The following is a 24696-nucleotide window of genomic DNA, read 5'->3' as shown; positions in this document are numbered from 1 at the left end:
ATGAACAAAATAAAAATGAACAAAATGCTGCTGATGATGATGCTCCTGGCCGTTGCCGGAATCATTGCGACAGGCTGCGGCGGCAAAGCGGGCTCCTCAAATACTCAAGCGGCAGGTGAAGCATCTGCGGCAGTACCGGAGAACTCTGCTCCCGGCGAAACATCGGCAGCCGATATTCCGGTGTTGTCCCTTGGACTCCTTCCTTCGATTGATGCCATCCCCTTCATCATTGCCCATGAACAGGGCTTTGACCAGAAGCATGGCGTGAAGCTCAATATTCAGACCTTCAAAAGCGCCAAAGACCGCGACGTAGCCTTTCAGGCAGGCAAAGTAGACGGACTCAGTGCGGACCTTGTGGCGATTTCCATTTATAACGAGGCAGGTCTGGATGTCAAAATTACCAGCACGACCTTTGGTGAATTCGACCTGTTGACCGGAAATCCGGAAATCCGGGAAGTGAAAGATCTGAAGGGCAAATCCGTTATTTTATCCAAAAACACTTCCACTCAGTACACCGTAGCCATGATGCTGAAGCAGGCGGGGATGACGGAGGAAGATATCCACGTGACCGAGGTGCCGCAAATCCCTACGCGTCTGGAGCTGCTCAAGAACAACAAAGCAGATGCGGCGATCCTGCCCGAGCCTTATGTGACCATGGGCCGGACAGCCGGCCTGAACGTGCTTAGCTCTACAGTTACAGCGGGAGTGAATCCGTTTGTGCTGGCTTTCCCGCAAAGCGCCATTGATGCCAAGCCGGCAGCCATTCAGGCGATGTATGCAGCATATGACGAAGCTGTGGCGTATATGAAATCGAAGCCCCAAGCGGAATATATCGATCTGATTATTCAAGAAGTCGGTTATCCCGACACGTTGAAGGACGAGATTAAAGTTCCGGATTATGTGCCCGCCCACCAAGTGGATGTGAAAGAGGTTGAAGCTGCTTTTGCCTGGGCACGTGAAAAAGGATTGCTGACCCGAACGATCGTGGCTGAAGATGTGATCTCCGATGTCCAGTTCAAAAACTAACGTTAACTCAAGCGGTCTTTGCGTCAAAGACCTGCAGGTCGAATACAACAACGGGCAGCCTGCGCTGGGCAAGGTGAATTTCATTTTGCCGGAGCATGGCATTTATACCGTGATCGGTCCTTCCGGCAGCGGGAAGTCCACTTTGCTCCGGGCGGTGGCCGGTCTGCTGCCGGATTATGCGGGCCAGCTGCTTTTTAACGGAAAAGCCGTGCAGGACAAAGAAACGCTGATCGGGCTGGTCCCGCAGAACTATGGGCTGCTGCCCTGGAAAACGGTGCGGGCCAACATCCGGACGGCGCTCCGGATCGCCCGCCCCGCTATCTCGGATAAGCAGGAGGTAGAGTCCCGGATTCAGCGCTGGCTTACCTCCATGGGGATCTCCGAGCTGGCCGGCCGTTATCCGCTTTCTCTAAGCGGCGGCCAGCAGCAGAGGGTGGCCATTGCCCGGGCTTTTGCGATTATGCCAACCATTCTGCTACTGGATGAGCCGTTCTCCGCACTCGATGCCATAACGAGGGAAGCCCTCCAGGTGCTTTTTCTGGAGCATTGGCTGGCTCATCCGGTGACAGCTTTATTTGTGACCCATGATGTGGAGGAAGCGATTCTGCTGGGGCAACAAATCATCATTTTGCCTGCAAGCAAAGAAGAGACGCCCGATATTGTCGATAACCGGGCCGTATTCGGGATGAAGCATGAGGATAAACGCAGCAGTGAGGACTTTTTTGAACAGACGAAGCGTATCAGAAAGGTAATGCGGGAGAAATGGTGAATAAACGGCTTTTGCAGCAGGTTGTCAGACTGGTCTTGGTTTTTGCAGGTATAAATGTTATATGGTATCTTGCCTTTTTACTGATGAATCATCCGATTCTGCCCAGCCCTCTGACGGTGTACCGGGCTATGTTTGAGCTGGGGGCAGGGAATATTGCACTGAATGTAGGCTACAGCCTGATGCGGATTTTTGCCGGTGTCGCGGTTGCTTTGGTTCTCGGGCTGCTGGTGGGCCTGCTGATGGGGCGCTCCCCGCTATGGAACAGGCTGCTTGATCCGGTTGTCTATTTAACCTATCCGGTTCCCAAAATAGCACTGCTGCCAGTGGTAATGTTGTTCTTCGGGCTGGGTGAAACCTCCAAAATCCTGATGATTATGCTGATCCTGCTCTTTCAGGTCATTATCTCGGTACGGGATGGCGTGAAGGCCATTCCCGCAAGCACTTATGATGTTCTGACAAGCATCGGTGCCAATGCTGCCCAGAAATTCTGGAATGTGACCTTGCCCGGTGCTTTATCGGTAATCCTCAGTACGATCCGGATCTCTCTGGGCACGGCGATTTCAGTGCTGTTTTTCACGGAGATCTACGGGACGGAGCACGGGATGGGCTTTTTCATAATGGATGCCTGGTTAAGGCTGGACTATCCGGAGATGTATGCGGGCATAATGCTGTTCAGTCTGGTGGGGTTTGTGCTGTTCCTGCTCGTCGATCTGCTGGACTACAAATTTATGAAATGGCGGAATCAGTAATATATAAGCGAGAGGGGTCCCGGATAGCCGCAAAATGGCTGCCGGGACCCCTGCTGTTGTGGGAGTAGGCTGTGCAGATTAATCTTCTGCCGGCCTTCTTTTTGTGTGCGCTCCCCTCTACTCCTGGCGGAGCAGCGGAATAATATATTCCTGAAAGACATTGACTGCTTTGCGTCTCCGGCCGAAACGATCGGCTGTAACCACTACAGTCAGATCGTAAGCGGGAACTACGACAATATACTGGCCGCCATAACCGAGCGCATGATAATAGCCGATTTCAGCTGCTCTGTTCGTAAAAGAAGACACCCACCAGTGCCAGCCGTAATACCCGGTACGCGGAGGTTCCGTATTCATTAGAGGAGAGGTAGCCTGCTTGAGGGTCAACGGGTCTATGAGCCGGTTCTCCTTCCAGCGGCCTTCCTGCTGATGCAGGAGCCCGAATTTGAGCATGTCCTCCGGCCGCAGATACAGGCCGAAGCCGCCGGTATGCGTACCCTGCGGATCGGTCTCCCAGCGGTAGCTGTCGATGCCGAGCGGGTGGAAGAGCTGCTGCTCGGCGAAGGCCGCCGCCGATTGACCGGTGGCCTGGCGCAGGATGGCGGTGAGCAGCTGGGAGCAGCCGGAATTGTACTCCATCCGGGAACCGGGAGCATCGGACAGCGGCTGGGACAGGACGAACTGGACCCAGTCGTCCGTCTTGGTCATGGTCGGGAACGAATTAGCTCCGCCGAATTCACTCCACTTGAAGCCTGCGGACATGGTCAGCAGATGCGAAAGGGTAATCTCCCGTTTGCGGATATCCTTATCGTGCGTAAGCTGCGGGAAGAAATGGCGGATATTCGTGTCTTGATGCGGTAAAATATGTTGATCTATAGCTATGCAGACCAAAGCGGCGACAACGCTTTTGGTGCAGGAGTTTATTTTGCCGGGTTCTGTGGCCGATTGCGGTTCACGGTAGTATTCAAGTACGGTTATGTCCTTTTGCCGGATCAGGCAGCTGCGGATTTCTAGCTCCTGCAGTCCGCGAAGGAGGGGGTCTAGCTGCTGTGTGTTCAAATCGTCCAGCTCCTGACAATAGTAAATGGATGTCCCGACAGTGTAGCAGATTGTGCCGGGCTATTCAAACAACATTCCTATAAAGCAATGACCGCTTTCCCAATCCATTTCCTTAAGACAAGAAATATTGGAAAATTAATGAAATTACAGATATAATGTATAGAATCACGTTTAAGGGAGGATGAAATCTTTTGAACAGTAACAACGGCACTCATTTTATACACCAGACAACCAAAGCAGCGCTTGTGACTGCGGTCGCATTGGCATTGTTATTACCGTCCAGTTTGGCCGGAGCGGCATCTTCGTCAGCTGCTGCAGCAACGACTGTCACCTCGGAGGACGTAAAGATCACGGCTGAGACTGGAGTGGAAGTGGCGGCAGATCCGTCCAAAGTGAAATTCTCCAAGGAGCAGGCAATTGCCAAACTAAGAGAGCTGTTTCCCGCACTTAACGATGCAACCGTTTCCCGTGTCGAACTGGGAAGCAATAACAGCTACCCGCCGAGTCCCAACCAGATGGTCTGGAATGTTCAGTGGCAATATGATCTCGGCAATTCGGGGTACGGATTCAACAGCGAAGTAGATGCGGTTACCGGGGACCTGATCAACACTTATATTTCTTTTCCGCGCAAGGGCAATGAAACGTATTACCCGCCGAAGATTACCCGGGAAGAGGCGTTGGAGAAAGCCAAGGCTTTTATTAGCAAAGCGGCAGGCTCCATCAAAAGCACTGACCTCAAGCTTGAGGAGGGCGATCTCTATTCTTATAACAATACCCCCCTGTTCGGGCCTGTTCAATATGGCTTCAGCTTCTCAGTTTTGAAGAATGGGATTCCCTCCCAGGTCAACAATTTAGTAGTCTCTGTAGATGGCGATGGTACGGTTACCCAATTCTCCAAACCTTCCGGGGGGCTTGAATATCCATCCGCCCAGCCCAAAATCACACAGGCTCAAGCTGAAAAAAGCGTAAAGGACCACTTCGATGTGCGTCTTTATTATGTTCCTGTTTATGAAAACGGTGCGGTAACCCGCTGGGTTCTGGGCTGGCGTCCGACGGAGCAGGCACTGTATTCACTGGATGCGCATACCGGCAAACGTCTGGACCAGGAGGGTGCGGAAGCTCCTTCCGCGCCAGTCACCTATGTGGATGTGCCACAGGGGAAGGAAATATTCCAGTCCCGGAGTGAAAGTACAGAGATTACGGCAGAGCAGGCAGCCAAGCAGGCAGAGAAGGTAGGCTACATTCCGGCTGGCCGCAAGTTGGCTTCCCAGACGCTTAGTAACGTGTATACGGAGAGCAGCCGGAAAGTTTGGATGCTGAGCTGGGAAGAGGGAACACGTTCCATGGGAACTCCTCCGCAGCAATCCTATGCACAGGTTGACGCAGCGACAGGACAGATTTTGAATTTTCAATCCGAGCAGTACAATTTTGATGGGAAAAGTAAAGTAAACCCGGCTCCTGCCGGTGCAAAGAAGCTGACTGCAGCTGAAGCGAAAGCCAAGGCAGTTGCGCTTGTGAACAGCCTGTACCCCAAGGCAAGCAGCGTTCTGAAGCAGATTGATTACGGCGACAACTGGAGCTTGCTTCCGGACGGTTCCGGCTACCGGTACCAGTTTATACTTTTGCATAACGAAATTCCTGTGAGCAACAGCAATGTCAGTGTCAATCTGGATGTGTACGGAAGACTTCAAAGCTATAACGCCAATATTAACCAGAACATCGGTTCGATCAAGCAGGCGCCGGAAGCCAAAGTTACGAAGCAGGAAGCGCTGGAAGCCTATGCCAAGCAATTTCAGGTCAAACTGCAATACAAGCAGATCGGCGGTTATATGGTTAACAGTTCCTATACGGAACCTAAGGTGAAGCTTGTCTATGATTTCGCTCCGGTCGAGGCCAAAAATAACTTTGAAGTGCTGGATGCAGTTACCGGCAAATGGAGTTATATTTACGGTTCTGCCGGCAACTCAGCGGGAGCAGTGGAGGCCAGTGATATTAAAGGGCATGCTGCGGAGCAGGCCTTGGCCGAGCTGGTGAAATACGGTGTGCTTGTGCCCGGTGAGGACGGCAAGGTGAATCCGGATCAGGAGATAACAACGGGTGAATGGATCACACTGATTGCCAAAGCGGCCAATCCGAATTACGCAGGATATAACAGCGTCAACAATGAGCGCAAAGCAGTAGCGGGTGTCAGTTCGGACAGCCCTGATTATGAGGCGGTCAGCTTTGCCGCTTCGAGTGGCTGGATCAGCAGCGATACGGTGCTGCAAACGGAAAGCAAGCTCAGCCGGGAACAGCTGGCGGTGCTGCTGACCTCTTTTGTTAAATACAATAAATTTGCGGCCTACCTGGACAAAGACCCCGGGGTTAGCCAATTCAGTGACGCGGCTTCCATCAGCAACAAGGGGGCGGTAGCAGTAGCCGTCAAGCTGGGCTTGCTCCAGGATGACAACGGCAAGTTTAATCCGCAGCAAAATGTCACCAGAGGGACAGCCGCTTCCGTTATTATGAAGCTGGTGGAGCTGCAAGGGAAAACAGATCAGGTTATGGGTTCCAACCCGCAATATTAAGGTCCTTGATGTAATGCACGGTAATGTATCAATGAACAAAAAACAAGCAGCTAGTTTCCAATAACCGGAGACTGGCTGCTTGTTTATGATTTGAGATGAGACAAGTTCATTCTATATAGCTGTGGAGCTTCGAACCCGATTATTTACCAAGTTGCTTGTCAACTTCCTTAACCGGATTCTCGCCAACATGTTCAGGTTCAGCCTTGCTGCTGAGGAACCAGCCCAAAGCGGCAATCAGAACGAGAACAACGTAGAACGTAGCCTTCCACAAGGTGCTGTGCGCGAAATCTTCGGACAGAACACCCAGTGAAGGGTGAGCCAGGGTGATGACGGCAAGCTTGACGCCGACCCAGCCGACGATGAAGAATGCGGCAACCTCAAGACCTGGACGGGTATGCAGCAGCTTGACGAAGAAGGAAGCTGCGAACCGCATAATGACAAGTCCGATAAATCCGCCGGCGAAGATGACGAGGAATTGTCCTCCGTCAAGACCACCGATTTTGGGAAGTCCGCTGGCCGGGAGTGCAACAGCCAAGGCTACTGCGGCGAGGATGGAATCGACTGCAAAGGCGATATCTGCAATTTCAACCTTCAAGACAGTGAACCAGAAGCTGGCTTTCTTTTTGTTAACCGCGCCATCTGTACCGCTCTCGGCGGCTTCTTCCGTTACATTTTTCTTGAACAACACTTTTCGGAAAATATGGTTACCGGCAATAAACAACAAGTAGATCGCGCCGATGGCTTGTACCTGCCATATGTCAACGAGATAGGAGATGATGAACAGGGAGCCGAAGCGGAAAACAAATGCTCCTGCCAATCCGTAGAAAAGCGCCTTTTTACGTTCCTCATCGGGAAGGTGCTTAACCATAATTGCCAATACTAATGCGTTATCTGCGGCGAGCAGTCCCTCGAGTGCTACGAGAACGAGCAATACCCAGCCATACTCCAATACTAATCCCCAATCCATTCCTGTTTCCTCCCATTTTCGAGTGTAAATATCTTTTGATCGATACTCACTATCCTATCTTTAACCAAATTTATATAAAAAAGACCTTTACCAAACAGATTAGCCTTTGGAATAAAGGTCTAACATGGTTGGTAAAGGTCTCGCTAACAATAGGTACATTGCCAATAAAGCCGGAGAATATCCTCATATTCTCGTATTGACGACTTTATTTAACAGCTACTCCCCTTTACGGGTTATATGAAGTTGATTTAATTTACGCCTGTGATCTAAGAAGATCATATATTAGTTGAATGCGATTGTCAAATCGTCAGCGAAAAAATATTGGGCGGGTGTCCAGGGCATAAAAAGATAATGAAAACGGACACATGGTAAGTTTGAGTGAGGAAACATAACGTTTAATATGACGAAAATGCAAACTCAATCGAAAAAGGGTTTTTTTGTCTGTGAAGTTAATTGACGATGTTTGGGGATGAAAATATGATAAGAATAACTTAAAGAGAAAAAGTAAGATATATGTAAATTTAATTAACATTGGAGGTGAGGGGATGAAGCCGATGGCGTCGTCATGTATATCAAGTGAAGCACAGGAGGAACTAAGCCGCCATCCCTGTTACAGCGAGGAAGCGCATCGTTTTTTTGCCAGGATGCACCTGCCGGTGGCTCCCGCATGCAATATCCAGTGCCATTACTGTAACCGCAAGTTCGACTGTGTTAATGAAAGCAGGCCGGGTGTGGTGAGTGAAGTGCTGACACCGGAGCAGGCGGAACACAAAGTCAAAGGCGTGGCCGCACAGCTGATGCAGCTGTCGGTGGTCGGGATTGCCGGTCCGGGCGATCCGCTGGCCAACGCGGAGAAGACGTTCGACACCTTCAGGCGGGTCAAACAGCAGGTTCCGGATGTGGCCTTATGCCTCAGTACCAACGGCTTGACATTGTACCGGCATGTGGAGCAAATCGTTGCCCTTGGCATCCGGCATGTCACGATTACCATCAATGCCATCGACCCTGAAGTCGGCCGCGACATTTATCCCTGGATATACGATGAAGGGGTGCGGTACGAGGGGAAAGCGGCGGCAGAGCTGCTGATCTGCCGGCAGCTTCAGGGTCTGGAGCTGCTGGCGCAGCGGGGAATTCTGGTCAAGGTGAATTCTATTCTGATTCCGGGGATCAATGATCATCATCTTCCGGCAGTGTCGGAGCGAATCAAGAAGCTCGGGGCCGTCCTGCATAATGTCACGCCGCTTATCATCGCCCCGGGCAGCCAATATGAGCAGAATGGGCGCAAAGCCCCCCGTCCGAAAGAGCTGTATCAGCTGCAGGAAGTGCTTGGACGTGACGGCATGAAGGTGATGCGTCATTGCCGGCAATGCCGGGCCGACGCGATTGGCCTGCTGGGCCAGGACCGCAATCAGGATTTCACGCTGGATAAGCTGGAAGCCGAGCCGGTCGTGAACACAGAAGCCAGGGAATCGTTCCAGCGTGACCTGGATGCGAAGATCCGAAATCGCCTAAAGGCCAGAAAGACGGGCCAGAGTGTTTTGCAAAAGGGGGTACATCCGACCAGAGTAGCTGTAGCCACCAGAGGTGGGGATAAGGTGAATCAGCATTTCGGCCATGCCACGGAGTTTCTCATCTATGAGACCGATGGAGTTCATGTGAAGCTGGCAGGCGTCCGTAAAATTCAGGCCTACTGCCACGGCATAGCAGACTGCAATGGCGACAAAGAAGCCACGCTGCAGGAGATTATCTCGATCTTGCAAGATTGCCCCATCCTGCTCTGTTCCGGCATAGGGGAAATTCCCCGGGCCAGGCTGGGTGCCGCCGGCGTTCTGGCGCTCGTCCGCAAAGGCGGTATTACGGAAGCGATTCTCGAAAGCGTGAAGTACAGCTCTTATTTTGCCAATCTAAACATTTCGAAGGGATGATGAAATCATGAGACAAATCGCATTTTATGGAAAAGGCGGCATCGGCAAGTCCACCACTTCGCAAAACACCCTGGCTCAGCTGGCTACAAAGTTCGGACAGGAGATTATGATCGTGGGCTGCGACCCCAAAGCGGATTCCACCCGGCTGATTCTGAACACCAAGGCGCAAAATTCCGTGCTGCAATTGGCTGCCGAAAGAGGTACGGTGGAGGACCTGGAGCTGGAAGAGGTTGTGCAAAAAGGATTCGGTGATATCCTGAACGTCGAGTGCGGCGGCCCGGAACCGGGCGTCGGCTGCGCGGGCCGTGGAATCATTACCGCGATCAACTTTCTGGAGCAGCAAGGGGCTTACGAAGGACTAGATTTCGTATCTTATGACGTGCTCGGGGATGTGGTGTGCGGCGGCTTCGCGATGCCGATCCGCGAGAACAAGGCGCAGGAGATCTATATCGTCTGCTCCGGCGAGATGATGGCCATGTATGCTGCGAATAATATTGCCCGCGGGATTCTGAAGTATGCCAACAGCGGCGGGGTAAGGCTGGGCGGATTGATCTGCAACAGCCGGAATACAGACCGTGAGGATGAGCTTATCATGGAGCTGGCCCGCCGTCTGAATACGCAGATGATCCATTTCGTGCCGCGTGACAATGTAGTGCAGCACGCGGAGCTGCGGAGAATGACGGTGGCCCAGTATAACCCGGAGCATCAGCAGGCGAAGGAATATGAGATTCTGGCGGAAAAAATTCTGAACAACAAGATGATGACCATCCCGACCCCCATCACCATGGAGGAACTGGAAGAGTTGCTGATGGAATTTGGTGTAATTGAGGATGAGGCAGCTGCGATCCAGAAATTGCAGGCCTCAGGCCAATAAGCTCTGGGGTTTTTAAGCAAAAAGGAGGGTTAGGCATGGGACTTGATATTGAAGCGAATGAACAGCTGATTGGGGAGATTTTGAAGGCCTATCCGGAGAAAGCGCGGAAAGACCGCCAGAAGCATTTTCAAGTGAACACCCCGGAGTCCATAAACTCTTGCACCTGCACACTGAAATCCAATATGAAATCCCGCCCGGGTGTGATGACGATTCGGGGCTGCGCTTATGCAGGCTCGAAAGGGGTAGTCTGGGGACCGATCAAGGATATGGTCCATATCAGCCATGGCCCGGTAGGGTGCGGCCAGTACAGCTGGGGGACACGCCGGAATTATGCAAACGGCATGCTGGGCATCGACAACTTCACGGCAATGCAGGTCACCAGTGATTTCCAGGAGACGGACATCGTGTTTGGCGGTGACAAGAAGCTGGAGGTGATCTGCCGGGAGATCAAGGAAATGTTTCCGCTGGCCAAAGGTATCTCGATACAATCCGAATGTCCGGTGGGACTGATCGGCGACGATATTGAGGCGGTATCCAAAAAAATGGCGGCTGAGCTGGGCATCCCGATTATCCCGGTACGTTGTGAAGGGTTCCGCGGAGTCAGTCAGTCGCTGGGCCATCATATTGCCAATGACGCCATCCGTGATTTCATTATGGGCAAGCGGGAACTGGCGGAGACCGGCCCTTACGATATCAATATTATCGGAGACTATAACATCGGCGGGGATGCCTGGGCTTCGCGTATTCTGCTGGAAGAGATGGGGCTGCGCGTCATCGCCCAGTGGTCCGGCGACGGTACGATTAATGAACTCGCCATCGCCCATAAGGCGAAGCTGAATCTGATCCACTGCCACCGCTCCATGAACTACATGGTAACTACAATGGAGAAGGAGTACGGGATTCCCTGGCTGGAATACAACTTTTTCGGGCCGACCAAGACGGCCGAAAGTCTGCGGAAGATTGCAGCCCTGTTCGATGAGCATATTCAAGAGAACTGTGAGAAGGTTATTGCCAAATATGAAGCCGAAATGAATGCCATTATCCATAAATACAAGCCGCGTCTGGAAGGCAAAAAAGTCATGCTGCTGATCGGCGGCCTCCGGGCCCGGCATACGCTGGGGGCTTATGAGGATCTGGGGATGGAAGTGGTGGCGACAGGGTATGAATTTGCCCATAAGGACGACTATGAGAAGACGTTCCCCGAGATGAAGGAAGGCAGCATTATTATGGATGACGCGACGGCTTATGAACTGGAGGAGCTGGCGCAAAGGCTGGATATTGATCTGATGGGATCGGGAGTCAAAGAGAAATATGTGTATCACAAAATGGGGGTTCCCTTCCGCCAAATGCACTCCTGGGATTACAGCGGGCCGTATCATGGCTATGACGGCTTCAAGATTTTTGCCAAGGATATGGATATGACGGTGAACAGCCCTGTGTGGACTTTATTAAAGCCGGGAAAATCAGGGCTGCGCCATAAAGAGGGGGCGGGCCTATGAAGAAAGACAAACTGGTGATTCCCGATCACAATACATTGTTCGCGACTGATCCTTATGTAAAGCAGCGGGAGGGGAAAAAGGCGTTCGAGGCCCCATGCAGTGAGCAGGAAACCGCGGAAGCGCTGGCTTACTCCAAATCGGCGGAATACAAGGACAAAAATTTTGCCCGGACTTCGCTGGTGGTGAACCCGCATAAAGCCTGCCAGCCGCTTGGTGCATTGATGGCTGCCCTGGGGTTCGAGATGACGCTGCCGTTCATTCACGGCTCGCAGGGCTGCACCGCTTATTTCCGCAGCCACCTAAGCCGTCATTTCAAGGAGCCGACCCCGGCGGTATCTTCCTCCATGACAGAGGACGGAGCCGTATTCGGCGGGATGGCCAATCTGATTGACGGACTGGAAAATAGTGTGGCCCTGTACAAACCGGCAATGGTTGCCGTATCTACCACCTGTATGGCCGAGGTCATCGGTGACGACTTGCAGGCCTTTATCTCCAATGCCCGCCAGAAAGGCGCAATTTCGGAAGAATTGCCTGTTCCGTATGCGAATACGCCAAGCTTCTCCGGTTCGCATATTACCGGATATGATGCCATGCTGAAGTCCATTATCAGCACCCTGTATACCCGTTCCGGGATCGAAGCGGCTCCCGGCAGCGGGGAGGGGACCGGAGAGAAGCTGAACATTATCCTCGGCTTTGAGCCTTATACCGGCAATTTTGCCGAGATGCGCAAAATCATGGCCGCTTTTGATACAGCCTATACGTTCCTTGGCGACCATAGCGGCAATTTCGATTCACCAGCTACCGGCGAATATTCCTATTATTATGGAGGTACAAAGCTGGACGATGTACCGAAGGCGGCTTATGCGCTGGGCACCCTTTCCTTGCAGAAATATGCGGTCAAAAAGACGTTGGAATATATCGGCGGCACGTGGAGGCAGCAAACGGTAGGCTTGTCTGCACCGATTGGAATTACGGCAACCGACCGCCTGCTGGAGGCCATCAGTGAGCTGACAGGATTGCCGGTACCTGCCGAATTGACCGAAGAGCGCGGCCGTGTCGTGGATGCACTCACCGACAGCCATCCTTACCTGCACGGCAAACGTGTGGCTCTGGTGGGTGATCCGGATCTGCTGATCGGCCTGGTTCAGTTCTGTTTGGATACCGGGATGGAGCCTGTGCATATCGTCTGCTCCAACGGGGACAACGGCTTCAAGGAAGAAGTGGAAGCCTTGCTGGCATCCAGTCCATTTGGAGCCGGGGCCACGGTCTATATCGGCAATGACCTGTGGCATATGCGTTCCCTGCTGATCGGGGAGCCGGTGGATCTCGCTGTTGGCAGCTCCCACCTGAAGTTCGCCGCCAAAGATGCCGGCGTTCCGCTGATCCGTGTCGGCTTCCCGGTCTTTGACCGCCATCACCTGCACCGCTATCCGCTCATCGGATATCAAGGCGCACTGAACCTGCTGACCACCATCGTCAATACCGTACTGGAGGGCCTCGATGAACAGGCTTCCGGGTTCAATCATGATCTGGTGCGGTAAGCTTGAAGTGTTGTGAGGCTTCTACACCCGTGCAGGTACGGATTCTCAGGGTAACGGGTATTCAGTTACAGCAAAGGAGGCAGACGATGGAGCCCATTCGAAAAGATGAGTTAGACGCGCATGCTTGCGGGAGCCTGTCTCCCAAAACAAAGCCCTGTCCCCGGCCGAAGCCGGGTGAGGCCGCCGGAGGCTGTTCCTTCGACGGAGCCCAAATCACGCTGTTGCCGATTATGGATGCCGCCCATTTGGTCCATGGACCCATTGCCTGTGCAGGCAACAGCTGGGAAAGCCGGGGGACCTTGTCCAGCGGTCCCTCCCTCTCCCAGTATGGCTTCACTACAGATCTGAACGATACCGGCATTATTTTTGGCGGAGAGAAGAAACTGAAGGAGAGTATCGACTATATTGCCGGGCGTTTTGCGCCTCCGGCAATATTTGTATATTCAACCTGTGTAACTGCACTGATCGGCGAGGATATGGATGCTGTATGCAAAGAAGCGGCTGGGCGGCTGGGCCTGCCGGTCATTCCTGTGAACAGTCCCGGATTTGTGGGCAGCAAGAACCTCGGCAACCGGCTGGCGGGGGAGGCGTTGCTGCAGTACGTAATTGGCACTGGTGAACCGGAATCCGGGATTCCGCTGGGGGTAAATCTGCTTGGCGAATATAATATTGCCGGTGAGTTGTGGGACATAGAGAAGCTGATGAACAGTGCAGGGATAACGCTGATGTCCCGGATTACCGGGGATGCGAGGTACAAGGAGATCACCTGGGCGCACCGGGCCAAGGTCAATATGGTTGTATGCAGCCGCGCCTTGCTGGGGCTGGCGAAGGAGATGGAATCGAGGTATGGGATTCCCTATTTTGAAGGCTCTTTCTATGGGGCCAAAGAGACGACCTATTCCTTGCGTCAGATGGCCTTTCTTCTGAACGACCGGGAGATGGAGCGGTGTGTGGACCGGCTGACCGAACGCGAGGAGAGCCGGTTGTTGCAGGAGCTGCGTCCATACCGCAAGCTGCTGAAGGGAAAGAAGGCGGTTCTCTATACCGGAGGCGTTAAAAGCTGGTCGGTCATATCCGCGCTGAAGGAATTAGGGGTTCAGGTTGTTGGTGTCGGTACGAACAAAAGCACCGAAGATGATGTGCGGCGCATAGCGGGCCGGGTCGGAGACGACACGGAGTATATTCCGGATGGCGGGGCCAGCCGGATCATCAAGACCGTGCGGGACCGCAAGGCCGATCTCATGATTGCAGGGGGTCGGAATATGTACGTGGCGATGAAAGAACAGATCCCATTCGTGGATATTAACCAGGAACGGCATAGGGCGTATGCCGGGTATGAGGGGCTGCTGCGGCTGGCCAAGGAGCTGACCTATGCTCTGGCGAACCCGATCTGGAAGCTGGCGGCAAGCCCTCCGCCCTGGGATCAGGAGGTGCCGCATGACCGTTAACCACAGAATGAAACCGGCTGCGGTGAATCCCATCAAAACCGGTCCCTCGCTTGGCGCGGTGCTTGCGCTTCAGGGCTGCTACCGGGCCATGCCGATTATACATGGCTCGAAGGGCTGCTCCGCTTTTTCCAAAGCGCTGCTGACCCGCCACTTTCGGGAGCCTATAGCCGTACAGACTTCTGCGCTGCAGGAGATGGATGTTATTTTTGATGCCAACCGCAATCTGGAGGAAGCCCTTGATCTGGTGCTGAGCAAGCACCGGCCGGATATTATCGGGATTATCGGTACAGAATTGACCGATGTTGCTGGGGTGGACTACAGGGCGATGCTGAAGACGTATAAAAGAGAGCGGAATGTGCGGGGCAGCCTGGCTTTCTCTGTCACATTACCGGATTTTCGCGGTTCGCTGGAATCGGGGTTCAGCTCTGCCGTTGAAGCAATGATTGATGAGATGATCCAGATGGCAGGGCATAAGGGAGCGAGACATGTGAATAACCGGCAGATTACGCTGCTGCCTGCTTCTTTTTTGACACCGGGGGACGTCATGGAACTCAAGGAGATCATAGCGTCGTTTGGGTTCGAGGTGATCGCGGTGCCGGATATTTCAACTTCGTTGTCGGGGCATTTGCTGACGGGTTTCTCTCCGCTGACCAGGGGTGGTGTGCGGCTGGACTCCATGCTGCAAAGTTTGCAGTCGGGTCTGACCATAGCGGTTGGCGGGAGTATGGAGCGTCCTGCCAGAAGGCTGCATAATGCGCTCGGCACACCTTACAAGGTGTTTCAAGGGGCAATGGGACTGAAGGCGGCAGATGAACTGCTGCATTTTTTGCATCAGATCAGCGGAGAGCCGGTACCGCTGCGTTATTGCTGGCAAAGAGAAAATCTGCTCGATTGTATGCTGGATGCACATTTTCAATTCGCCGGGATGTCGGCCATAGCCGCTCTTGAGCCGGATCATCTATTCTCCGTGTCAGGGTGGCTGGAGGAACTGGGTGTAGAGCAGCAGGCGCTGGTTACTTCTTGTGAAACGCCGGTGGTGGCGGGCATGGAACAGGAGGTCTGGGTGGGTGATCTGGATGATGCTGAATATTTCGGGAAAGGTGCCGATTTGTGGATCAGCAGTTCCCATGGAATAACCGCGGCACGGCGGATTCAAGCGGCGTTCCTGCCGGCGGGTTTTCCGGTCTGGAATGAGCTGGGTGCCCACATGGCAGCTTCCGTCGGCTACCGCGGGGCGATGGAATGGACCAACAAAGCGGGGAATTTGTTAATGCGAAGGGAGGCGGAACGCCGTGAAAGTAGCGTTCGCAACAGATGATGGAATCCGGGTCAACGCCCACTTCGGGCAAAGCCCGATGTTTGCCGTGTATAACGTGACCCGTAGCGGCGGGGAATTGCTTGCGCTGCGCAGGCTCCCGGAGGCCCTGCATCAGGATGAAGCGGGCAAAATCGACTGCCGCCTTGCGGCCATCGCCGACTGCACCCTGATCTTTCTGATGCAGATCGGAGCATCGGCAGCTGCGCGGGTGACCAGGCGCCAAATTATGCCGGTGAAGGTGCCCTTTGGCAGCCCGGTGGAAGAGCAGGTAAAACGGCTCGTGGAGATGCTGCAAGGCAAGCCGCCGTTATGGCTGGCCAAGGTGCTCCGTACTGAAGAGGAGGAGGCGGCCTATGGCAGCGATGGCGAGTGAAGGCGGGGCAGGGGCCGGCCGGAGGAATCAGGAAGGCGCGGCGACGGCTCGCCGCAGCCGTGCAGTGGAAAGGGATGTGGATCAAGTGCTGGAGGAGGCCTTCATTCGCCGTTTATGCCAGCTATTGGATGCCGGAGATTTCTTTGGGCGGCATGCTGCTCTTCCGGCTGAGGAGAAAATATCCGCGATGTTCCTGGCTTCCCTGGAGGATAAGCGGCAGTCCGATCTGAATTGCATGGTATCTCCTAAGGTGCAGTTGCAAGTTCCGCTGCTCTTTCAGGCCGCTGCCGGAGTGATGGAAGAGAAATGCGGATGGCTTATCCAGAGCTCAGCCGAGATCAATGGCGAAGGTTTTGGGCGGGCGTTGCTGTACAGCGGACGGATGATTCTCGTATTAAAAAGCCTGCGCGCAGGTTTTCCCTTCCCGTTCACTTCCGGGGACAAAGCCATCCTGTACGGGGTGGCCTGTGTGGAGGAAGGGCTCGCTTTTATGGATAAATACAATGAAAAAACTGCGCTGCATGGCTTGTTAAGCCTGGAGGGGTAATCTAGTTTGGCCATGCCGCTTGTTGCAGGGAGGGAGCAGAATGGAACAGCGGCTTGCCGGAGGAATGGAACTGGAGCGTTACGCCCGGCAGCTGAAGCTGCTGGGAGAAGGCGGACAGAAGGCGCTGAAGGAGGCGACGGTCATGGTCGCCGGTATTGGCGGGCTTGGCGGAACGGCAGCGCTGTATCTGGCAGCTGCCGGAATCGGGAAGCTGATTTTGGCCCATGAGGGGGTTGTTCTGGCCCCTGATCTAAACCGGCAAATTCTGATGGACAGTGAGCATTTGGGGATGGAGCGGATCAGCACGGCTGTTCAGCAGTTGAAACGTCTGAATCCTGAGGTGGAGATTGAGGGATATAACTCCAAGATCCATTATCCCGGGGCAAGACCTTGGGTAGAAAGCGCAGATCTCGTAATTGATGCGCGTTATGATTTTCCCGAGAGATACGCCTTGAACCGCTTATGTGTGGAGACAAGGACACCTATGGTGGAGGCGGCTATGTACGGTTTTGAAATTTCGCTGACCACTATCGTTCCCGGGGTTACGCCTTGCCTGGAATGCCTGTATCCGAATCTTCAGCCGGAATGGGAGCCGTTTGGCTTTCCGGTTCTGGGTGCGACCTCCGGAATTGCGGGTTGTCTGGCCGCACTTGAAGCCGTAAAATGGATTACAAGGGTAGGGACGACATATGCGGGCGTGATGCATCGCTTCAGCTCACTCGACTTCGCCTGTTACAGCGTTCGAATTACCCGTAATCCGAATTGCGCTTGCTGCGGAGAGGGAGGTACACCGTGAAAAATCTCAAGCTATGTGACACGACACTTAGGGATGGCGAACAGGCGGCTGGAGTATCATTCACGAGGGCGGAAAAGCTGGACATCGCAAGGCTTTTGTCGGAATGCGGAGTAGAACAGGCGGAAGTGGGTATCCCTGCTATGGGAACACGGGAACAAGGAGATATTGCGGCCATTGCTGAACTGGGGCTTCCGATGAAGATGATGACCTGGAACCGGGCAACTGCAGGCGATATCGACAAAGCGCGGGCGACCGGAGTGGACTGGAATCATATCTCTCTTCCGGTCTCCCGGATTCAGCTGCAGGGCAAGCTTAGGCTCACGCCTGCGGAAGGACTGGATAAGCTGGTGCGCGCGGCGGAATATGGCCTGGGACTGGGAATGACGGTATCGGTTGGCATGGAGGATTCCTCCAGAGCGGAGATGGAATTTCTGGTAGAGCTGGTGAACCGGCTCTACCGGGAAGGTATTCGCTGGTTCCGTTATGCGGATACGGTATCGGCCCATCATCCGGGACAGATGGCGGAGCGGGTGAGCCAGCTTCTAGGGTCGGTGCCTGCTGATGTGGAGCTGGAGGTGCATTGCCATAATGATTTTGGCCTGGCCGCGGCGAACACGCTGAGCGGGATTGCGGCTGGCGCCACGTGGGCCAGCACGACAGTGGCGGGCATTGGGGAGCGGACCGGAAATGCGGCGATGGAGGAAGTCGCCATGGCCTGGCGCTACCTGTATGGGGGAGCATGCTCTGTGAAGCCGGAGCGCCTCAAGGAGCTGGCTGATACTGTCATTGCGGCTTCCGGCCGCAGTGTTGGCGATGCGAAGCCGATTGTGGGCCAACTGGCGTTCACCCATGAGTCCGGCATCCATGTGGACGGACTGCTGAAGGAGCGGGCCACGTACCAGATGTTTGATCCCGGAGAGGTGGGGCGGGCACACCGTTTTGTGCTGGGCAAGCATTCGGGGACCGGCGGCATCACCCATGTGCTGGAAGGACAAGGCCTCATGGCCGGCCCGGATACGGTGGAACGGCTGCTGATGCGGGTGCGGGAGTATGCCGAAGCCTACAAGAGCAACGTGCCCGAAGCTCTGCTGGTGGAATGGCTGCTGGAGGAGCGGCGGCGGCAGTCGCAGGATGCGGGCTGACGGCATCTAATATTACAGACCCGCTTGGTCTCAAGCGGGTCTGTTTGCTTGCGCCCGCTGCTGCTGCGGGCGGGGGTCTTTTGCCAGGGCTGTTACACCATAATCGGTGCTTGACCAGAGCTGTGGGGTAATGAAAGGGCAGTTCCCTTTGCGGGATGGGCCAGTTGTGCGGAATGAGAGGCAAAAATGCCTTTGGTTTGAGCGGATGGGGCCAATGGCCACCCATACCCACCGTGATTGTGTTTGAATTAAAGCCTGCTCCCCGCAAAAAAAGCAAATTCCTTCACCCGCCCCGCAATTGTTCACTAGGCACATGAGGTTATCGTTCACATCCCGATGAATTGTATAATTGCAATTGAATCCGCTTTCATCCATGGTGGGAATATCCTACATTCTAAGGGGGTTTTCTTACTCAATGCGACGAAAACAAAGCAAACGCTGGTTTACGGTACTCCTTGCTGCCGCCACTTTTTTCAGCTTTCAGGTACCGTTGCCAAGCGCTGCGCAGGCCAGTCTGCTGACAAATCCGCAGGAATGGAGCGGGGAATTGGAGCCTCTGCCGGAGGCGAAGCTCAATGAGCTGCTACCGGAGGAGCAGGCGCCGGAACCTGATGAGCAACTGCCGCCCAAGCAGATAGTTGATCTCGATGAGCAACAGCCGGATGAACAGTCAGTGGAACAGCCGGATGAACAGCAGCCGGATGAACAGTCAGTGGAACAGCCGGATGAACAGCAGCCGAGTGAGTCGTTACTAACAGACCTTGCTTCTGAGGCCGCGTCTGAGCTTAACGAGCAGCAATTGAGCGATAACGATTATATTTTGTATTTCGTGAACGCTGGTGATCCTACGCCAGCTACGCTGGAGGAGTATGACAAGCTTGGGCTGTATGCCAGTGTGACTGAACAAGTCTACGGGCCGGATGCGGTGACGGGGAAAAACTGGGGACTGACCACAACGGCCACCGGTACGAATGTTCCGAACGCAGCAGTCAAGACAGGCAGCTTGCGCTACTATAATGGGACTCAAGTGCGAAGCAAGGCGATCAGCTACAAGTTCGAGCTGCCTTTGGATCAATATGATATTACGTTCGGATTCAACAATCCCTGGAGCGGGCGTTCTGTTAATCTGCTGGCTGAGGGGATGAATGTATCGGGCGGCGATTACGACATAGGTGCTCAACAACTTAAGGAATTTACTTACCGTGGCCTGGCCGTAACAGACGGAATGCTGGAGGTGTCCATTGCGGGACCTTCGACGGCAACGCTCACCAACTATAATGATCCGCTGATCAACTACATTATTGTGCGAAAAAGCGTGATCCTGCAGCTATCCGATGTGCAGGCGCTGATCGATCAGTCCCGTGCATTGGCTGAACAGCCGCAGTACACAAAGTATAGCGTGGATAAGCTGACGGCCGTGCTGGATGCGGCGCAGGTTTTTGTGGACCATGCAGCGGGGCAAGGAACGGAGGTTGTTACGATCCAGAACGAGCTGCATACGTATAAGCAGCAGATCGGCGATGCCGCCGCTGCGCTGGCTGCGTACACCGTGAACAGCTCTTTTAAGCCGGGAGCGGTATGGACGGATACGAACGGCACGCCGATACAGGCGCATGGCGGCGGGATTTTGTATGATGAAGCAAGTTCTACGTACTACTGGTACGGAGAGGATAAGACGCACGGTTACATGCCGACACGAGGCGTTCGGGTCTACAGCTCCAAGGATCTGTACAACTGGCAGGATGAGGGCCTTGCACTGACCGCGATTGAATCGATGGACCAATTTACAAGCGACCCGCTGATCTCACAGCTGTATGCCGGGCGGGCGGATCAGGCGGATATTTTTAACGATATCGGTACGATGCGGGTTCTGGAACGGCCCAAGGTTATTTACAATGATACAACAGGAAAATATGTAATGTGGCTGCACACAGACGGCCCAAGCGCCACCTCTACGGCGAACTATGCCAAGGCCGAAGCGGGGTATGCGCTCAGTGACTCCCCGACGGGACCTTTTGTCTATGGCAAAAGCGAACGGATGGACCGCGCTCCGGAGGATGCCGAGTATAATGGACAGCCCAATCAGCCTGGCATGGCCCGGGACATGAATCTGTTCAAAGACGAAGACGGAACGGCTTATTTGATCTATTCCAGTGAAGAGAACATGACGATATACATCTCCAGGCTGAATGAGTCGTATACCGATGTGACCGGATGGCACAAGGACGGCAACGAAACGCGGGATACCACTTATCAATCCGAGTATGGTGTGGACTATGTACGGGTCTTCCCGGGGGCGCAGCGCGAAGCGCCAGCGATGTTCAAATATCAGGATAAATATTACATGTTTACCTCGGGGGCAACCGGCTGGGCTCCCAATCCGGCCCGGTATACGGTGGCGGATGAGATTTTTGGCGAATGGAAACCGATGCGTGATCCGTCTGTCGGCACCAAGGCGGCTACCACCTTTGACTCCCAAAGCACGAATGTCATCACAGTGGACGCGGCAAGCGGCAAATATATATTCATGGGCGACCGCTGGAACTCGGGCAATCTGACGGACTCCCGTTATATCTGGCTGCCGCTGGAATTCGGGCAAGGCGACCAATTAGTGCTGAGATGGTACGACGAATGGAATTTGTCTCTCTTGGACCGGATGGGCAGAATTACCGTGAACACGGAGCTGCCGTCTTTTGCGCCAATGGGGAAGGCTCCGGCGCTGCCCTCACAGCTGTCTGTAACGCTGTCCAGCGGCACGACGGTGCAAATGCCTGTTCAGTGGATGCTGACGGCGGAGGCTTTTACTAAACCTGGCCGGGTGACGGTGAACGGGGTTTTGCCGGAGCTGGCGAACAAGGAAGTGTCGTTCACACTGGATGTTCTTCCTGCGCATGCCGTTTATTTCGTCAGTGCCGGCGGTGTGGTGACCGAGGACTATACGGCTTGGACATCGCATTTGGGCGACACGCTCTTGAACAAGGACGTTCCGGATCAGCAGTATAACCCGGACCTGGAACAGAACTGGGGTTACGTAGGCGATGCTACGAATACTTCGGGAACCGCCGCAGGCGATTTGTTCTCAACCCTGCGTTATCTCAAAGCCAACTCCGGCAACGATATTACTTATAAATTTGACCTGGAAAACGGTTTGTACAATGTGTACACCGGACTGTATGATCCATGGGCCCAATATTCCAATGGCGCCCGCAAGGCGGATATTATTCTGAATGGGCAGACCTTGACCTCGGCCTACGTCTTTACGAGTGCGAAGGATGTGCTCGCTTATCCGAATTTCGCGGTTGGCGAGGAGGATGACGGACTGGAACTGACGGTTCACCGCTCAGCTTCAGCCGGAGCTTCAAGCTCCGACCCGCAGATCAGCTGGATTATGGTGGTGAAGGTGCAGACGGCTCAGGAAGTGGCGAATACGCTGACAGTGATTACCGCTCCGGCGCAGGATGCTCTGAAGCTGGCCCTGCCGGAGGTTCCTGCAGAATATAGTGTGGCGATCCAGGCGAGCAGTGATCCTTCCGTAATTGCGCTGGACGGAACCATCACTCCGCCTCGGGAGCAGGCCAATGTCGAGCTGATCCTGGAGGTTACGCGGACAGTGGATGGTTCCAAGGGGACTGTCACACTGAGCGTCACTGTGCCGGCCAGATCCGCGACTGCACAGGAAGTGGCAGATACGCTGGCAGTGATGGCCGCTCCGGCGCAGGATGCCGTGAAGCTGGTTCTGCCGGAGGTGCCGGCAGGATATCACGTGGCGGTTAAGGCGAGCAGTAATCCGTCCGTGATTGCGCTGGACGGAACAATTATCCCGCCAAGCCAGGCTGTGCAGGTGGAGCTGACGCTGGAAGTGACCAAAACAGCGGATGGCAGCACGGGCGAAATTAAGGTCATCGTGAACGTGCCCGCGAAGAGTGTGCCAGGCGGTGAAGATGGCGGCGGGAACGGAGGCAATCCGGGCCCGGACCCTGGGGGTAATCCAGGTGGCAATCCGGGTGGAAATCCTGGGGGTAATCCGGGCACAAATCCGGGAACGAATCCAGGCACAGGCAGCAGCGGCAGCTCGGGCAGTGGCACAGGTATTGGCAGTTACCCGGTTGCCGGCAGCGGTCCGTCAACAACAGGCACTATTGTTACGGGAGCCATGGGGAGCAAGGCAGGGGTGATAACCACCGCTTCACCTGTCCTTGTCGGTAAAGAAGCTACCGTTACGGTGGAATCTTCTGCGCTGGTAGCGGCCGCCAAGGAGGCCCAACTGCTTACTGTAGACATTCCTCAAGTCGAAGGCGCGCACACTTATGTTGTGAATTTGCCTGTAGGTCCTTTACAAGACTCAGAAGAACTCAAGCTGAGAATCAACACGGAAAATGCGATGATGGAGCTGCCATCAGGCTTTTTCCGTAGTGCGGATATCGGCAACGCAGAAGTCATTACTTTGACGATCGGCAAGGCGGATCTCGCCCGGGTCAACCGGGCTGTGCAAGACCAGATCAGTAACAGACCTGCTGTGGAACTGCAGCTGCTTATTGACGGTGTTGTGAAGAACTGGAGCAACACCAAGGCACCGGTGCAAGTGTCCTTGCCGTATTCACCTGCTGCCGGAGAAGATCCTGAACATCTGGTCATTCTGTATGTGGATGGGGAGGGCGCAGCCCATAGTGTTCCTGCCGGGAAATACGTCCAGCAGGAAAGGATGATACGTTTCTCGGCAACACATTTCAGCGCTTATGCAGTGGCGTATGTGGAACGGTCGTTTGATGATATCGGAACTTACGGCTGGGCCCAACAAGCGATTGAGGTCATGGCCTCCAAAGGAGTTATTCAAGGCACAACGGCTGACAGCTTCACGCCACAGGCGGAAGTCAAACGAGGAGACTTTATCATCCTGTTGGTTCGAGCCTTGGGGTTGACGGCAGATGTGGAAGGAAGGGCCGGTTTCACGGATGTGAAGGTAACGGATTATTGGTCCGAAGCGATTAAGGTGGCTGCGGAACTTGGGATAACCAAGGGAGCAGGCAACAACAGCTTTGACCCTGATGCCGCCATCTCGCGCCAAGAAATGTTTGTCCTGATCACCCGTGCGCTTACAGCGGCGGGCACTCCACTGGAGAAGGGCCATGCCCAGTCGCTGGAAGCTTTCACCGATGCAGCGGAAGTATCCGCCTATGCAGTGGACAGTGTTGCTGACTTGGCGGCCAGCGGTATTGTGAGCGGAGACGGAACAACACTCCGTCCGCACGGTACAGCGACCCGGGCGGAAGCCGCAGTGCTGATCTACCGGATGTATAACAAGTTATAGGGTAGTGGTAAGGGGCTGCAGTTTCTACTGTAGCCCCTTTTTTTCTGGCAGGTGTTGAACAAGCCGCCGGGTAAAATATTGCCCGTTCCCCATTTGCCGCTATGAGGGACGGCTTAATTTCCATCCATTGTTGCAATTAACCATGTTCCTTTATCCTTATCCTCCAATAAGGAATAGGTCATTATTTCTTGCTCAATTTCTTCATCTTTTATATTCCGAAGGAAAGTGGCGACCACTTGAATACGCTTCGCGTCTTGTTCATAAGTGATAGTATTCACCTCTTTGAATTCAAATTTCACTCCAGCTTCATACTTATAATTAAACCAATGCATATTAAATTTGACGGATTCCTCATCAAGCATATTTTCTTTGAACTTCTTTTCATCATGCTGAATAATAGCTTTCATATTATTTTGAACCTTGTCTGATATGTCCTGTGTGAAGAAATCCTTCACATGATCTGATAAGTCAAAGGAAACTCCTTCTTTAAAATTTGAAAGATCAGGTCTTTCCTGACTGAATTCTTTTGTATAAAGAATGGTCGTGCTTCCTATCTTGTCTGTGGATGAGTTGGTTGAACCCTTACTGGCCTCAGCTTGACTTACATCCGGAATTTTCGATTCTTGAGCACATCCGGATGCAATGACGATGGATAGAGCTGCAATCACACCAATCATCCCTTTTTGAAATCTCATATAAATCATCTCCATAAATAAAATGTATCATTGTTACGCATCTACCTCAAAATAAGCCGTTGAGAGACTTAACGGACTGGAGAAACGTTATTTCGC

General features: G+C 53.7%; 18 protein-coding genes. 15 read left to right on the top strand and 3 right to left on the bottom strand.

Translation table 11 applies throughout. The annotated features are described in order from the left end of the window. Genes IEY53_RS00520 through IEY53_RS00510 form a run of 3 tightly spaced genes read left to right on the top strand, consistent with a single transcriptional unit; the run spans window position 1 to window position 2544 of the window. The gene (locus IEY53_RS00520; RefSeq protein WP_229695897.1) at window positions 1–1026 is read left to right on the top strand and encodes an ABC transporter substrate-binding protein; all 1026 of its coding nucleotides are present in this window, start codon (window positions 1–3) and stop codon (window positions 1024–1026) included. Next, window positions 1007–1795, top strand: coding sequence for an ABC transporter ATP-binding protein (locus IEY53_RS00515; protein ID WP_189021669.1), 789 nt, complete (start codon window positions 1007–1009; stop codon window positions 1793–1795). The genes IEY53_RS00520 and IEY53_RS00515 overlap by 20 nt, the downstream gene beginning before the upstream one ends. Further along, window positions 1789–2544 (top strand): ABC transporter permease, encoded by a 756-nt coding sequence (locus tag IEY53_RS00510; protein ID WP_189021668.1) that lies wholly within the window; start codon window positions 1789–1791, stop codon window positions 2542–2544. The genes IEY53_RS00515 and IEY53_RS00510 overlap by 7 nt, the downstream gene beginning before the upstream one ends. A gap of 117 nt (window positions 2545–2661) precedes the next feature. Here IEY53_RS00510 and IEY53_RS00505 read toward each other — a convergent pair whose 3' ends face one another. Further along, a complete protein-coding gene (locus IEY53_RS00505; protein ID WP_189021667.1) occupies window positions 2662–3600 on the bottom strand; it encodes a serine hydrolase domain-containing protein in 939 nt (312 codons plus the stop codon). A 191-nt stretch (window positions 3601–3791) separates the two neighbouring features. Between IEY53_RS00505 and IEY53_RS00500 the strand changes: the two genes are divergently transcribed. Continuing rightward, window positions 3792–6167 (top strand): YcdB/YcdC domain-containing protein, encoded by a 2376-nt coding sequence (locus IEY53_RS00500; RefSeq protein WP_189021666.1) that lies wholly within the window; start codon window positions 3792–3794, stop codon window positions 6165–6167. 139 nt (window positions 6168–6306) lie between these two features. Here IEY53_RS00500 and IEY53_RS00495 read toward each other — a convergent pair whose 3' ends face one another. Then, window positions 6307–7134 (bottom strand): TerC family protein, encoded by an 828-nt coding sequence (locus IEY53_RS00495; RefSeq protein ID WP_189021665.1) that lies wholly within the window; start codon window positions 7132–7134, stop codon window positions 6307–6309. A 545-nt stretch (window positions 7135–7679) separates the two neighbouring features. On the opposite strand from IEY53_RS00495, the gene nifB reads away from it, so the two are divergent. The 11 genes from nifB (at window position 7680) to IEY53_RS00440 (ending at window position 23905) form a co-directional block, all read left to right on the top strand. Then, window positions 7680–9059, top strand: coding sequence for a nitrogenase cofactor biosynthesis protein NifB (gene nifB / locus IEY53_RS00490; RefSeq protein ID WP_189021664.1), 1380 nt, complete (start codon window positions 7680–7682; stop codon window positions 9057–9059). 7 nt (window positions 9060–9066) lie between these two features. Next, entirely contained in the window at window positions 9067–9933 is an 867-nt protein-coding gene (nifH, locus tag IEY53_RS00485; RefSeq protein ID WP_189021663.1) for a nitrogenase iron protein, read from the top strand. A 35-nt stretch (window positions 9934–9968) separates the two neighbouring features. Continuing rightward, a complete protein-coding gene (gene nifD, locus IEY53_RS00480; protein ID WP_189021662.1) occupies window positions 9969–11432 on the top strand; it encodes a nitrogenase molybdenum-iron protein alpha chain in 1464 nt (487 codons plus the stop codon). Then, on the top strand, window positions 11429–12973 hold the full coding sequence (nifK, locus tag IEY53_RS00475) for a nitrogenase molybdenum-iron protein subunit beta (protein ID WP_189021661.1): 1545 nt from the start codon (window positions 11429–11431) through the stop codon (window positions 12971–12973). The genes nifD and nifK overlap by 4 nt, the downstream gene beginning before the upstream one ends. A gap of 86 nt (window positions 12974–13059) precedes the next feature. Then, window positions 13060–14421 (top strand): nitrogenase iron-molybdenum cofactor biosynthesis protein NifE, encoded by a 1362-nt coding sequence (gene nifE / locus IEY53_RS00470; RefSeq protein ID WP_189021660.1) that lies wholly within the window; start codon window positions 13060–13062, stop codon window positions 14419–14421. Then, the gene (gene nifN, locus IEY53_RS00465) at window positions 14411–15739 is read left to right on the top strand and encodes a nitrogenase iron-molybdenum cofactor biosynthesis protein NifN (protein WP_189021659.1); all 1329 of its coding nucleotides are present in this window, start codon (window positions 14411–14413) and stop codon (window positions 15737–15739) included. The genes nifE and nifN overlap by 11 nt, the downstream gene beginning before the upstream one ends. Further along, window positions 15714–16112 carry a NifB/NifX family molybdenum-iron cluster-binding protein gene (locus tag IEY53_RS00460; protein WP_189021658.1) on the top strand — a complete coding sequence of 133 codons (399 nt, stop codon included), beginning with the start codon at window positions 15714–15716 and terminating at the stop codon, window positions 16110–16112. Before nifN ends, IEY53_RS00460 begins: the two co-directional genes overlap by 26 nt. Beyond that, window positions 16093–16659 (top strand): DUF269 domain-containing protein, encoded by a 567-nt coding sequence (locus tag IEY53_RS00455; protein WP_189021657.1) that lies wholly within the window; start codon window positions 16093–16095, stop codon window positions 16657–16659. Before IEY53_RS00460 ends, IEY53_RS00455 begins: the two co-directional genes overlap by 20 nt. A gap of 40 nt (window positions 16660–16699) precedes the next feature. Next, a complete protein-coding gene (locus IEY53_RS00450; RefSeq protein WP_189021656.1) occupies window positions 16700–17455 on the top strand; it encodes a HesA/MoeB/ThiF family protein in 756 nt (251 codons plus the stop codon). Beyond that, window positions 17452–18597: a hydroxymethylglutaryl-CoA lyase-like TIM-barrel protein gene (locus IEY53_RS00445; RefSeq protein ID WP_189021655.1), complete on the top strand. Its 1146-nt coding sequence runs from the start codon at window positions 17452–17454 to the stop codon at window positions 18595–18597. Before IEY53_RS00450 ends, IEY53_RS00445 begins: the two co-directional genes overlap by 4 nt. A gap of 415 nt (window positions 18598–19012) precedes the next feature. Continuing rightward, window positions 19013–23905, top strand: a complete 4893-nt coding sequence (locus tag IEY53_RS00440; RefSeq protein ID WP_189021654.1) for an S-layer homology domain-containing protein — start codon at window positions 19013–19015, stop codon at window positions 23903–23905. Between the two features lie 113 nt (window positions 23906–24018). On the opposite strand, the gene IEY53_RS00435 is transcribed toward IEY53_RS00440, so the two are convergent. Continuing rightward, on the bottom strand, window positions 24019–24600 hold the full coding sequence (locus tag IEY53_RS00435; RefSeq protein ID WP_189021653.1) for a hypothetical protein: 582 nt from the start codon (window positions 24598–24600) through the stop codon (window positions 24019–24021). Window positions 24601–24696: the final 96 nt, after the last annotated feature.

The sequence above is a fragment of the Paenibacillus albidus genome (assembly GCF_014644435.1).
Classification (GTDB): domain Bacteria; phylum Bacillota; class Bacilli; order Paenibacillales; family Paenibacillaceae; genus Paenibacillus_AQ; species Paenibacillus_AQ albidus.
Note: the sequence above shows the minus strand (reverse complement) of the source record. Positions and strands in the feature narration are given on the sequence as shown.